Below are 12274 nucleotides of genomic sequence, written 5' to 3' on the forward strand. Positions count from 1 at the left end.
CCGTATCGACCAGACTCAAGATGGACATTGCATACTCCTGGCAGGCACCTCAACTGAGGCATAGAAGTGGGAGCCAAGGGCGCGCGTAAAGATTCCACCTATTCGCTGAACGGTCGAGGCCATGGGCGCGGCAGCGTAAACAAAAGGTGGAACCGGCCACCCGGCGCGACCGTCTTTTTGCTGTAGCAACCGGTGAATCATTTTGCCCGTAAGGACACCGCCCCCATGGCCGCCATCAAACCCCTGAATTTCGGCATCGAAGAGGAATACTTTCTCTCGGACCTAACCACCCGCGAACTAGTCCGCCAGCCCGCCGCGGCCTACTTTCCAGCCTGCCGCGAAGCACTGCCCGAGATGGTGACCGCGGAAATGTTCACCTCGCAGATAGAGGTGGTCACGCCCATTCTCAGTACCCAGCAGGAGGCGCGCGAATGCCTGAGCCATGCGCGCACCACGCTGTCATGGCTGGGCGAGGAGCATGGGCTGGGCATTATTGCGTCCGGCACCCACCCGCTGGCGCAATGGCAGGCGCAGCAGCCCACCGACCTGCCCCACTACGACGATTTGTTCACCGACATGCAAATGGTGGCGCAGCGCAGCATTTTGTGTGGCTTGCATGTGCATGTGGGCGTGCCTGGCGACCGTATCGTGGTGATGAACCGCGTGTTGCCCTGGTTGCCCCTGTTGTTAGCACTGAGTGCCTCGTCGCCGTTTTTCGGCGGCCGGCTGTCCGGCTTGCACAGCTACCGGCAAGCGGCCTGTGATGAATGGCCGCGCATGGGCTCACCCGAGCATTTTGACAGTCAGGCCGACTACGAACGCTATGTCGATGCCTTGGTGGAAAGCGGCAGCGTTCGCGGCCGCAGCGATGTGTGGTGGAACATTCGCCCGGCGCTGCGCTTCCCCACGCTGGAGCTGCGCGTGACCGATGCCTGCCCGCATTTGGAAGACGCGCTGTGCATCGCCGCCTTGTTTCGCGCGCTGGTGACTTACGCCCTGCACAACCCCAGCCCTGGCCCAAGCGACACGCCCTTGCAACGCCAACTGCTCAAGGAAAATCGCTGGCGCGCCAAGCGCTACGGCATCCAGGGCGAATTCATTGAGCCGGGCACGCAGCGCAGCATCAGCCTTGAACAGTGGCTCAGCAAAACCTGGGAAATGGTTGGCGACTACGCCCACGCGGGTGGCGATGACAACGCCTTTGCGCACGCTCAGCGCATGCTCAGCCGGGGCACTAGCGCCATCGAGCAGGCGCAGCACTACCACAGTGCGATGAGACGCGGCGCCTCGACACTCCAAGCCCTGAGCGGCGTGGTCGACCTGTTGCGCAATCAGACGCTCAGCGTTTAGCAGCACGTGCCTCTTGCTGGCCGCGCCGAAGGGCGAAACAATCCGGCACCTCACCGGTAGGCCATCAGGAGTCGAAATCATGAGCGACCGCATCGTGCGTTTGCTGGGCATCAAGCATCCCATCATTCAAGCGCCCATGGTCGGCGTATCAACACCCGAGCTGGCGGCCGCTGTATCGAACGCCGGAGCGCTGGGCTCCATCGGCCTGGGCGCGAGCAACGCCGACCAGGCGCGCGTGCTGATCGAAAATACCCGCGCGCTCACGGCTGCACCGTTCAACGTCAATCTTTTCTGCCATCGACCGGCCAAGCCCGACGCCACCTGCGAAGCTGCCTGGCTGAAACAGCTGACACCGTTGTTCAACGAATTGAACGCCGCCCCGCCCGAACAACTGAAGGAAAGCTACCGCAGCTTTCTGGCCAGCGAAGACGTGCTCCAAGTCCTGCTGAGTGAGCGGCCTGCGGTGGTCAGTTTTCACTTCGGCCTGCCGTCAAACGAATGGATTGCAGCGCTAAAGAAAGCCGGCATCGTCACCCTCGCCTGCGTCACCAGCCCGGCAGAGGCGCAACTGGCTGAAGCCGCTGGCGTTGATGCGTTGGTCGCCCAAGGGGTCGAAGCCGGCGGTCATCGGGGCGTGTTCGAGCCAGGCGAAGACCGTCTGCTCGGCACCTTTGCACTGGTTTCCCTGATCGTCCGCGCCAGCTCACTGCCAGTGATCGCCGCAGGGGGAATCATGGACGGCAACGGCATCGCCGCCGCCCTCGCACTTGGCGCCGAGGGCGTGCAGCTGGGCACCGCCTTTATTCTGTGCCCGGAATCGGCCGCGAACGCTGCCTACCGCGAAGCCCTGGTCGGCCCGCGCGCGCATCAGACACGCATCAGCGCCGCCATTTCCGGGCGCCCGGCGCGGGGCATGGTCAACCGCTTATTCACTGAACTGGACCGCGGCACGCCGCCGGACTACCCCATCGCTTACGACGCCGCGAAAGCGCTGGTAGCGGCTGCCGCCGCACAAGGAAATGGCGACTTCGCCGTGCAGTGGGCCGGTCAAGGTGCGCCGCTTGCCCGGGCATTACCAGCGGCAGAGTTGGTGGAAACCCTGGTCCGCGAATGGCGCGCCGATCATTGATTCGCTACGTTTCCGAACGCCCCGTGCCTTCCCGATCGCGCTCGTAGTGGTGCGCCAACTCGAACGCCGGAAGCCACGCTTCGCGACGCAGCGTCCAGCTTTCGTAGGTGGGCGTGAACTGATCCAGCGCGTCCAGCGCACCGAGGTTCACCTCCACCTCATCGCCGCTGCGGTTGAACACGGAAGAGCCACAACGCGGGCAGAAAAACCGTTCCCCATAGCTCGCCGTTTCGCCTTCAATCGTCACCGCCTCCTGAGCAAATATCGCCGAGGCATGGAACAATGCGCCGTGGTATTTGCGGCAGTCCAGGCAGTGGCACAATCCCACTCGATACGGCTGCCCGCTGGCCACAAACCGCACGTTGCCGCACACGCACCCGCCCGTGAAAGACGCCATGATTAACCCCCGTAAAGACTTGAGTGTGATGGGCTAGTGACAGCGCAGGTGCGCAGGAATTCTGGGTGGAAAACGGCTTCATTGCGAAGCACACAACGATTAAGGGGCAGCGCTGGCAAGCCCGAAGCGAAGGAATGCAGATGTTTGTGTTGATGGAATTCAAAGAAGAATCGATGGCTGAGTACATCAATTCGGCACTACGTAGATACGGCGTCGACTCTCAGGTTTTAAACGTTGGGGTGTTCCCTGACGGTTCAGCCGCGTTCGCCATCGTCTGTTTCCTCACTGGCGAAATGGATCAAGGACGGCATCTGCTCTACACCAGCCACGAATTTATGGCTGACATTCATCCTGAAGCGGCGATCGTATTGCAAAGGCTTCGCCAGGAACACAATCAGCGGCTCCTCAGTTGGCTTACCTCAAAGCCGGTGCTCATCGTGAGCCTTGTGGGGTTGGCAGTGGGTGGTCTTGCTTATCTGTTCGCCCGCTGAAAACGGCGGCAAATCTCTACAGCGACGTTCCCCGACCAACTGGTTTTCCACGCAATCCGTTTTCCTTCCTGGCGGCTGACTTCCTGCGCCTGCCCGTCGCGCTGCTTGCCTTGGCGCGCCTGGCCGATCAACTGAGGAATAAGTGGCCCTTCGGATAAATGTCGCCAGAATCGCCCCGGCATGTGCTGGGCCATAACGGTGGGGTTTATCCGGGCCGGGTTGAAAATGTGCCGGTAGTAGGTGCGCCACAACTCGGCATTGGGATCTTCAGCGTGTTGCGCCCATTGGCGCCACTGCTCGGGGCAGTGCTTGCGATAGTCCAGGGTGTGGCCGTCGTAACGAATGCCGTCTTCGGGCGTGGCGATCAACCAGCGTTCGCGCCCGAGGCGATCGGCAAAATGCCCGCTGGCACTTTCGAGAATGTCATGGGCCGGTTCATGGAAGGCTACCCAGTCCAATTGCAGGTGCTCAACGAGCGCAGGCGGCACCGGAATGAAGCGAAGGAATGCGTGCAAGTGGTGAGCTTCGCGGCTGACCTGCCGGATACGCCGCTGCAATTCGCTGCCTAAACGATCACCGGCCAGCATGGCGGTGCGATCACCATGGGCCACGCGCCACAGCACCTCATAAAGCAAGCTCCAGCGTTGGTCGCCACGATAGCGACCGGCCTGTTCCAGTTGCGTCAGCGAGCGCCGCCGGAATGCGCGGCCGAAACGGCCCGCGCTCGGCTGGCAGTGGCGTCGGTTGCGCCAGCAGATCGTGCATCAGACCTTGCGCCCAGACCACGTCCGCCGGATCCACGCTATGGCTGAGCAGCATGCGGGCCTGCTCGCGCCAGGTGTCGAAGTGGTTGTCGCAATCGAGCGCAATCATCCCCAGAGCCCCATTTGCAGTGGCGCTTGCGGCTCGCGTAACCGTTCGCGCAATAGCCCGCTGCGCACGCCAGCGTCTGCGGGCCGGTAATCGCTGGTTACGATGAAGGGCCGGGCTTTGTCTAGCACGCAACGCATTTGCACCAGGTCGTCGTAGCGAATCCGACGTTCGCGGCGAAGCGCCACCAGCCGCTGCACACTGCGCAGCCCAATGCCGGGAATGCGCGCCAACAGCGCCGGCTCAGCGCGGTTTACGTCCAGGGGAAACACCTCACGATTGGCCAGCGCCCAGGCCAATTTCGGGTCGATATCCAAGGCCAGATTGCCGCCTTCTTTAAGCAGTTCCCCGGCGTTGTAGCCGTAGCCGCGCATTAGAAAATCGGCCTGATACAGGCGATGTTCACGTAACAGCGGCGGCGCAGCGTGGGGCACGCTGGTCGGGCTGTCGGGAATCGGGCTAAAGGCCGAGTAATACACGCGCTTGAGGGCGAAGCCCTGATACAGCGATTCGGCGTTGTGCAGAATCGTGCGGTCATCGGTGGCATCGGCGCCGACAATCATCTGGGTACTCTGCCCCTGCCGGCGTGAATCGCGGCGCCCCGGCTTCGCCCGCGACCGCTTGTTGCCCCTTATAAATGGTGCCCATGGCATCACGAATGGTGCTGGCACGCTTTTCCGGCGCGAGCAATTCCAGGCTCGCATCAGTGGGCAATTCAATATTCACGCTCAAGCGATCAGCGAGCCGCCCCGCTTCCTCGATCAACAGCGGGTCAGCATCCGGAATGGTTTTGAGGTGAATGTAGCCGCGAAACTCATGCTCCTCGCGCAACAAGCGCGCCACACGAATCAGCTGCTCCATGGTGTAGTCAGCCGAGCGAATGATGCCCGAGCTCAGAAACAGCCCGCTGATGCAGTTGCGCCGGTAGAAATCCAGGGTCAGGCGCACCACTTCTTCCGGCGTAAACCGCGCTCTGGGCACGTTGCTGGAGCGACGGTTAACGCAGTACTGGCAGTCGTATAAACAGAAATTGGTGAGCAGTACCTTGAGCAACGAAACGCAGCGGCCGTCCGGCGTGAAGCTATGGCAAATGCCCATGCCATTGGTGGCGCCTAGCCCGTCGCGGTCTTTGGAGCTGCGCTTGGGCGCACCACTGCTGGCGCACGATGCGTCGTACTTGGCGGCATCCGCGAGAATGCCGAGCTTGGCAATGAGTTGCATGATTCACGCCCTAACACTGATTATTCATACAGTAGTTCAGGAGCGTTCTGGCATGCAAGCCTTGCGCTTGGGCTGCCGACCATTGGCCGCACTTAAACCGGGCTCTGCCCGTCATAGGCTGATGCCTAAAAGCCTGCCAGACGAATCGCTGCCGATGACGCTGAAGTGCTAAACCCACCCTCGCCCTAAACCCGCTGCAAAGCCTCTAGGTGTCTGGGCTGCAAGACTTCCAAGCCTGTCTTTCCGGGCCTCGACGCTGGCGCAGCGTCGGAGCGCGCGCCTGTAAGAGGCGCCAATAGAAGCGACTTTTCTCCGCACTATGGGCACCGGCGCCGAATGAGCGGCGTCACTCCGTAGCAAGTTGTCAGTTGACAACTTTACGCATTGATTAGAGACTGAGGTTCATTGGATGACCCGTGCAGCACATACGAAAAAGGAAGTTGAGAACGCCCTTAAATACGCCGAGTCCCAAGGCTGGCGAATAACGCAAGGCGGCAGTCATTGCTGGGGGAAGATGTATTGTCCTTCCAACGATAGCGACTGTAGATGCGGCGAATTCTGTATCACCAGTATTTGGAGCACTCCCAAGAACCCTGGCAATTTCGCCAATGCCATACGCCGGGTCGTTAATAACTGCACCACGCTTAGTGGGCAATCAGCGTCGAAGAAATCGGCCAATGCGGAGTAAAAACATGGACTACATCTTTACCCTCAGATACCTGCTGAACCCGAACGAGCACGACATGGACGAGCTGGTCGGCCGTCTTGCTGAAGCAGGTTGCGACGATGCCCTGATCGGCATCGGCCAACCCGGCCGCATTGCCCTGGCGTTTACCCGAGAAGCCGCTTGCGCCGAAGAAGCCATTCTCAGCGCAATGGACAACGTGCGCAGCGTTCTGCCAGACGCTACCCTCATTGAAGCGACGCCGGATATGGTTGGCCTCACCGACGTAGCCGCGCTGGTCGGCATGACTCGCCAGAACATGCGCAAGTTGATGATCACCAACGCCGACTCATTTCCTGCCCCCATCCATGAAGGCGCTGCGTCCATCTGGCACCTGTCCGACATCCTCACCTGGATGCAGTCCCGGGGTATTTACACCCTCGCGCAGAGCCTCATCGATATTTCCCAAACCGCGATGCGCGTTAATGTCAGCAAAGAGCAGCGGCGTCTGAACGCTGGCGCGCTGGCTAGCTAAGAACGGGCTTGGGTGTATGGCGAATTTGCTGGCGAATTGAGTCTGTCGTAGCTGACAACAGCCCCGTTAGGATCGCAGCACTCCTGCTAACGAGCGCTTTGGAGCACGCGATGGACGATATTCCCGGCAACATACACATCCCCCATTTTCGAGTAAGGCGCGTGGTGCCGGATGACCTCGCGCTTATCTGCAACCACCGTGAGCGCATGTTTCTTGAAGCCGATGGCAACGCCGAACAGCTCAGGGTAATGACTGAAAATTTCCGTCCATGGCTGAAAACCCGTTTGCGGGATGGTCGCTATTACGGCTTCGTGCTGATGGATAACGAAACGCCAGCCGCCGCCGTGGGCTTGATGACCATCGAATGGCCGCCGCACCCTGCTCACCCAACGCACGCGTCACGCGGTTACGTCCTAAACGTGTACGTCGAACAGCCCTATCGACGGCAAGGGCTCGCCTCTTCGTTGATGAAACTGGCGGAAGCAGAATTTGCCCGGCGCGGTGTCGGCTTCGCCGTGCTTCATGCCACGCGGGCCGGTAAGCCGGTGTATGAAAAGCTGGGCTGGGGAGCGACGTCGGAGATGGCCAAGCGCTTGCAGATTTGAGGCAGCAAACAAGCCTCTCGCAGGAGGTCTGCGGAGGCTTGTTGCAGGCGCGGTTAGAACGTCTGACCGTTCGCAGCTTTTTCCAGTAGCAGCGCAGGCGGCAGGAAGCGGTCGCCGTACTGTTCAGCCAAGTACTGAGCCCGCGCGACGAAATCTTGCAGCCCGTATTGGTTGATGAACTGCAAGGCACCGCCGGTCCAGGCCGCAAAACCTATGCCGAAGATGGAGCCGATGTTGGCATCCGCCGTCGACAGCAAAACGCCCTCTTCGACGCAGCGAACGGTTTCGATGGCCTGAATAAACAAAATGCGGTCGCGAACATCCTCTTGGGAAATTTGCGCGTCTGCCTTTTTCGAAACGGCCCTTGAGTTCCGGCCAGAGAAATTTCTTGCCGCCGGCAGGGTATTCGTAGAAACCACCGCCTGCTGCTTTGCCAGGACGTTTGTATTCGTTGAGCATCAGGTCCACCACCGCGAACGCAGGGTGCTCAGGAATCTGTTTGCCCTCAGTCGCCAGATCCTTAACGGTTTGTTGGCGAATATGGTTCATCAGGCTCATCGACACTTCATCGCTGATGGCCAACGGACCGACCGGCATACCGGCTTTACGCGCTTCGGTTTCGATCATCGCCGCGTTCACGCCTTCGCCCAGCATGGCGAGGCCTTCATTGGTGAAAGTGCCAAACACCCGCGAGGTAAAGAAGCCGCGGCTGTCGGTAACCACGATAGGCGTTTTGTTGATCTGCATAACGTAGTCGAAGCCGCGCGCCAGGGTTTCGTCGCTGGTATGCGCGCCTTTGATGATTTCCACCAACGGCATCTTGTCCACCGGGCTGAAGAAATGCAGGCCGATAAACTTGTCCTGTTTCTCCACCGCTTTCGCCAGGCCTGTGATCGGCAAGGTGGATGTGTTGGAAGCAATCACAGCATCCGCCAGGGCATGACGTTCAGCGGCGGCCGTCACTTTGGCTTTCAGGTCACGGTCTTCGAACACGGCTTCGATGATCAAATCGCAGCCACTGAAGTCCGCTTCGTCGGCAGACGCTGTGATGCGAGCCAGAATGGCGTCGCGTTTTTCTGCGGTCATTTGCCCCCGGCCGACCTTTTTATCCAACAAGGTGGCCGAGTAGCTTTTGCCTTTCTGGGCCGCTTCCAGCGATACATCTTTAAGCACCACCTCGATGCCCGCCACCGCCGACACATAGGCGATGCCAGCGCCCATCATGCCCGCGCCCAGCACACCGACTTTTTGCGTGACGTAGGCCGGTTGACCCTTGGGCCGCGAGCCACCGGCGTTGATTTCATTGAGCTGAAACCAGAACGTGCCGATCATGTTTTTCGCCACCTGGCCGGTGGTCAGTTCGGTGAAATAGCGCGCTTCAATGAGCTGCGCGGTGTCGAAATCGACCTGCGCGCCTTCCACCGCAGCACACATGATTTTTTCCGGTGCCGGGAAGCAGCCTTTGGTTTTGTCGCGCAGCACCGAGGGCGCGATGGCGAGCATTTGCGCCACGTTGGGGCTCGACGGCGTGCCGCCCGGAATTTTGTAGCCTTTCACATCCCAAGGCTGCACGGCGTTTGGATTGGCGGCGATCCAGGCGCGCGCCTTGGCGAGCATGTCGTCGCGGTCGCTGGCGAGGTCGTGAATCAACCCGGCTTTTAGCGCTTCGGCCGGCCGAACTTTTTTGCCTTCGGCCAAGTACGGCAGCGCTTTCTCCAGCCCGAGGATGCGCACCATACGCACCACCCCGCCGCCGCCCGGCAATAGGCCGAGCGTTACTTCCGGCAGGCCCAACTGCACGCTGCTGCTGTCCAGCGCGATGCGGTGATGACAGGCCAGGCAAATTTCCCAACCGCCGCCCAACGCGGCGCCGTTAATTGCCGCCACCACCGGTTTGCCCAGGTTTTCCAGGCGCCGCAGTTGGCCTTTGATGTTGAGGATCATCTGGTAGAACGATGCAGCGTCGGCCTTGGTGACTTTCACCAACTCATTTAGGTCGCCGCCCGCGAAGAAGGTTTTCTTCGCCGAGGTAACGATCACCCCGGCGATATCGGCCTTCTCGGCTTCTAGTCGGGCCACGGTGGCGGCCATGGCCTCACGGTAATCGGCGTTCATGGTGTTGGCACTTTGGCCGGGCATATCGATGGTCAGAACGACGATATTGTCCTGGCCTTTTTCATAACGGATGGCGTCAGTCATTTCTTTTCCTACCCCGAGAGTGGGGAAGCCGTTCAGAGGCGCAGCGAACTGAGCAGGCAAGTCGAAGGCCGGCTGAGAACGCGCAATAGCGTCTGAAAGCTCCTTAGATGCGTTCGATGATCGTGGCGATGCCCATGCCACCGCCGACACACAAGGTGGCGAGGCCGTAACGCAAATTGCGTTTTTCCAGCTCGTCCAGCAGTGTGCCGAGGATCGCGCAGCCGGTTGCGCCCAGCGGATGGCCCATGGCGATGGAGCCGCCGTTGACGTTGACCTTCTCTTCGCTGACGCCCATGTCTTTCATGAATTTCATCACCACCGAGGCGAACGCCTCGTTGACTTCAAACAGGTCGATGTCATCAACGCTCAGGCCGGCTTTGGCCAGCACTTTGCGCGTAGCCGGCGCTGGGCCGGTGAGCATGATGGTCGGATCGGTGCTGGTGACGGCGGTCGCCACGATGCGCGCCCGCGGCTTCAGGCCAAGCTCTTTGCCTTTGGCCTGCGAGCCAATCAACATCACCGCCGCGCCATCGACGATGCCCGAGCTATTGCCCGGTGTGTGCACGTGGTTGATGCGTTCAACATGGCTGTATTGGCGGATGGCCGTGGCGTCAAAGCCCATCTGGCCCATCATTTCGAAGCTCGGCTTGAGCGCGCCGAGGCCTTCCAGGGTGGAATCGCCGCGGATGAACTCGTCGTGGTCCAAAAGCACGATGCCGTTCTGGTCAGTGACCGGAATCAGCGACTTGTTAAACGAGCCATCAGCGCTGGCGCGTGCCGCTTTTTGCTGCGAGCGCAGGGCAAACGCGTCGACATCCGTGCGGCTGAAACCTTCTAAGGTGGCGATCAAATCGGCACCGATGCCCTGCGGTACGAAGCTGGTGCTGAGGTTGGTTTCCGGGTCCATGACCCAGGCGCCGCCATCCGAGCCCATGGGCACGCGCGACATCGATTCAACGCCGCCGACTACGACCAGGTCTTCAAAGCCCGAGCGCACTTTCATGGCGCCGAGGTTTACCGCTTCCAGACCCGAAGCGCAGAACCGGTTGATCTGCACGCCAGAAACGCTGACGTCCCACTTGGCCACCATCGGCGCGGTTTTAGCGATGTCTGCGCCTTGATCGCCCACAGGCGTTACGCAGCCCAGCACGATGTCATCCACCTGACTGGTATCGAGGTTGTTGCGCGTTTGCAGCGCAGTGAGCAACCCGGCGATGAGGTTGACGGGTTTGACGCTGTGCAACGCGCCGTCCTTCTTACCCTTGCCACGCGGCGTGCGCACCGCGTCGAAAATGAATGCTTCGGTCATGACATCCTCTGGCCTTCTGCTGAAGGGCTGGCTATCGGCATCGCGCACAGGGCGCAACGAGCCTGTTGTTGTATGCCGCTCCACCTTAACGCCACGGGCCCCAGGCTCAATGACCGAAATGCTCAGGGCCATTGACCGCACTGCTCAGACGAACGGTTGTTTGATTCAACGGTGCGCCAGGCACTCAGGGATGTGTCTGGAACAGGCATCGGTCACTGATATCAGGTGTGTACATAACCACAGGGCGCAAAGCCCACCCTTCTAAATACCAACTCTTCTAAGGCGCATGTGACCCGGCCCCTATTGTCTACAGAGCTACTGTTCACAGCGCTAGGGCGCCGCTGCCGGGTTTTGCCGGAGCGGTTTATCAACTCAGCCAAGGCAAGCGGGTGCGTTTTTCGGACCGCGCGACGCCAACAAGAACAAAGGCCGACCGCCATGTTGAAACAACCGAAAATCCGCCAAGCCGGATGGATCCTCTTTGCCACCGCTGTCGTTCTGATTCTTCCCAATCTAACGAGGCTAATCAGCTGACGGCCATTGCGCCGCGCATGCGGGTTGTTTCTGACTCGCTCTGCACGTTGCGCATCCAGCCACTACAATCGCCGCTTTAGGAACTGGAGCGGTGGCATGCGCGCGATACTCGTTGGCTTGTTGTTAATGCTCGGCCTGCCCGCGCTGGCGGCTGACCCTGACCTTCGCCCTGCCCGCCGGCGCCAAGACGCTGAGCACCGAGGCGTTGCTCAAGCTATCCGCAGGTGCAGGCCATCGAGATTCAAAACGACGTGGCGTACAAGCGCACCATGCGCTATCGCGCCGTCCCGCTCGCCGCGCTGCTAACCGGCGTGGGAAGCAGCGACCACCTGCAAGTGGTGGCGCTCGACGGTTTTGCCGCCGAAATCGCCGCCGCGCCGCTGCTGCAAAAAACCGGCAGCCGCGCGTGGCTGGCCATCGAGGATCCGGCAACGCCCTGGCCGCCGCTGGCCAGCGGCAAGCCAAGCGCCGGGCCGTTTTACCTGGTGTGGAGCCAGCCTGAAACCGACCACATCGGGCCGGAACAGTGGCCGTTTCAGATTGCCAAAATCAGCCGTTTACCTGCCCTGGCAGAACGCTTCCCAGCGCTTTTGCCGGCAAGCGATGCCAGCCCAGAAGTGCAAGCCGGGTTCGCCCAATTCCAGAAAAACTGCCTCGCCTGCCACCGCCTCAACGGCGCCGGCGACGCCCAGTTCGGCCCGGACCTGAACGTGCCGCACAACCCCACCGAATATTTCGCCGACGGCTTTCTCGCCCGCTACATCCGCGACCCACAAAGTATGCGGCGTTGGCCGCAGGGCAAAATGCCGGGCTTCGGCGCCGAGGTCATCAGCGACCAGGCGTTGCAGCAATTAATTGCGTACTTGCGGCATATGGCGGGGCGAAAGATATAAAAGCATCGCGGCTATAGCCGCTCCTACAGAAGAGGTGCGGCGAGGCTCCAAAACTGTGGGAGCGGCTTTAGCGCGAT

General features: G+C 60.6%; 8 protein-coding genes and 4 pseudogenes. 7 read left to right on the plus strand and 5 right to left on the minus strand.

Features of this window, described 5'->3' with window-relative positions; genetic code table 11:
* Nucleotides 1-225: 225 nt before the first annotated feature.
* Both ACZZZP_RS11350 and ACZZZP_RS11355 read left to right on the plus strand, forming a co-directional pair.
* The gene (locus ACZZZP_RS11350; protein ID WP_463382775.1) at nucleotides 226-1350 is read left to right on the plus strand and encodes a carboxylate-amine ligase; all 1125 of its coding nucleotides are present in this window, start codon (nucleotides 226-228) and stop codon (nucleotides 1348-1350) included.
* A 79-nt stretch (nucleotides 1351-1429) separates the two neighbouring features.
* Nucleotides 1430-2479 carry an NAD(P)H-dependent flavin oxidoreductase gene (locus ACZZZP_RS11355; RefSeq protein ID WP_463382776.1) on the plus strand — a complete coding sequence of 350 codons (1050 nt, stop codon included), beginning with the start codon at nucleotides 1430-1432 and terminating at the stop codon, nucleotides 2477-2479.
* 4 nt (nucleotides 2480-2483) lie between these two features.
* On the opposite strand, the gene ACZZZP_RS11360 is transcribed toward ACZZZP_RS11355, so the two are convergent.
* The gene (locus tag ACZZZP_RS11360) at nucleotides 2484-2876 is read right to left on the minus strand and encodes a GFA family protein (RefSeq protein WP_463536527.1); all 393 of its coding nucleotides are present in this window, start codon (nucleotides 2874-2876) and stop codon (nucleotides 2484-2486) included.
* A gap of 65 nt (nucleotides 2877-2941) precedes the next feature.
* Between ACZZZP_RS11360 and ACZZZP_RS11365 the strand changes: the two genes are divergently transcribed.
* On the plus strand, nucleotides 2942-3367 hold the full coding sequence (locus ACZZZP_RS11365; protein ID WP_463382778.1) for a hypothetical protein: 426 nt from the start codon (nucleotides 2942-2944) through the stop codon (nucleotides 3365-3367).
* Here the strand turns inward: ACZZZP_RS11365 and ACZZZP_RS11370 are convergent.
* Both ACZZZP_RS11370 and ACZZZP_RS11375 read right to left on the minus strand, forming a co-directional pair.
* A pseudogene (locus ACZZZP_RS11370) lies at nucleotides 3349-4240 on the minus strand (TIGR03915 family putative DNA repair protein). The gene ACZZZP_RS11365 and the pseudogene ACZZZP_RS11370 sit on opposite strands and share 19 nt — an antisense overlap.
* Nucleotides 4237-5458, minus strand: a pseudogene (locus ACZZZP_RS11375) (putative DNA modification/repair radical SAM protein). The pseudogenes ACZZZP_RS11370 and ACZZZP_RS11375 overlap by 4 nt, the downstream one beginning before the upstream one ends.
* 409 nt (nucleotides 5459-5867) lie before the next feature.
* On the opposite strand from ACZZZP_RS11375, the gene ACZZZP_RS11380 reads away from it, so the two are divergent.
* The 3 genes from ACZZZP_RS11380 to ACZZZP_RS11390 all read left to right on the plus strand — a co-directional run bounded on the left by ACZZZP_RS11380 (nucleotide 5868) and on the right by ACZZZP_RS11390 (nucleotide 7262).
* On the plus strand, nucleotides 5868-6146 hold the full coding sequence (locus ACZZZP_RS11380; protein WP_463382781.1) for a hypothetical protein: 279 nt from the start codon (nucleotides 5868-5870) through the stop codon (nucleotides 6144-6146).
* Between the two features lie 4 nt (nucleotides 6147-6150).
* Nucleotides 6151-6657 carry a DNA-binding protein gene (locus tag ACZZZP_RS11385; RefSeq protein ID WP_122495938.1) on the plus strand — a complete coding sequence of 169 codons (507 nt, stop codon included), beginning with the start codon at nucleotides 6151-6153 and terminating at the stop codon, nucleotides 6655-6657.
* A 110-nt stretch (nucleotides 6658-6767) separates the two neighbouring features.
* Nucleotides 6768-7262 carry a GNAT family N-acetyltransferase gene (locus ACZZZP_RS11390; protein WP_463382782.1) on the plus strand — a complete coding sequence of 165 codons (495 nt, stop codon included), beginning with the start codon at nucleotides 6768-6770 and terminating at the stop codon, nucleotides 7260-7262.
* A gap of 53 nt (nucleotides 7263-7315) precedes the next feature.
* Here the strand turns inward: ACZZZP_RS11390 and ACZZZP_RS11395 are convergent.
* A pseudogene (locus ACZZZP_RS11395) lies at nucleotides 7316-9461 on the minus strand (3-hydroxyacyl-CoA dehydrogenase NAD-binding domain-containing protein).
* Between the two features lie 103 nt (nucleotides 9462-9564).
* Nucleotides 9565-10770, minus strand: coding sequence for an acetyl-CoA C-acetyltransferase (locus ACZZZP_RS11400; protein WP_122495932.1), 1206 nt, complete (start codon nucleotides 10768-10770; stop codon nucleotides 9565-9567).
* A 660-nt stretch (nucleotides 10771-11430) separates the two neighbouring features.
* On the opposite strand from ACZZZP_RS11400, the pseudogene ACZZZP_RS11405 reads away from it, so the two are divergent.
* Nucleotides 11431-12197 (plus strand): annotated as a pseudogene (locus ACZZZP_RS11405) (cytochrome c).
* Nucleotides 12198-12274: the final 77 nt, after the last annotated feature.

Source organism: Pseudomonas sp. AC211, assembly GCF_979258055.1.

Excerpts from the sequence above, each read along its gene's own strand:
- ACZZZP_RS11350 (WP_463382775.1), top strand. The coding sequence starts at position 226 with ATGGCCGCCATCAAACCCCTGAATTTCGGCATCGAAGAGGAATACTTT.
- ACZZZP_RS11355 (WP_463382776.1), top strand. The coding sequence starts at position 1,430 with ATGAGCGACCGCATCGTGCGTTTGCTGGGCATCAAGCATCCCATCATT.
- ACZZZP_RS11360 (WP_463536527.1), bottom strand. The coding sequence starts at position 2,876 with ATGGCGTCTTTCACGGGCGGGTGCGTGTGCGGCAACGTGCGGTTTGTG.
- ACZZZP_RS11380 (WP_463382781.1), top strand. The coding sequence starts at position 5,868 with ATGACCCGTGCAGCACATACGAAAAAGGAAGTTGAGAACGCCCTTAAA.
- ACZZZP_RS11385 (WP_122495938.1), top strand. The coding sequence starts at position 6,151 with ATGGACTACATCTTTACCCTCAGATACCTGCTGAACCCGAACGAGCAC.
- ACZZZP_RS11390 (WP_463382782.1), top strand. The coding sequence starts at position 6,768 with ATGGACGATATTCCCGGCAACATACACATCCCCCATTTTCGAGTAAGG.
- ACZZZP_RS11400 (WP_122495932.1), bottom strand. The coding sequence starts at position 10,770 with ATGACCGAAGCATTCATTTTCGACGCGGTGCGCACGCCGCGTGGCAAG.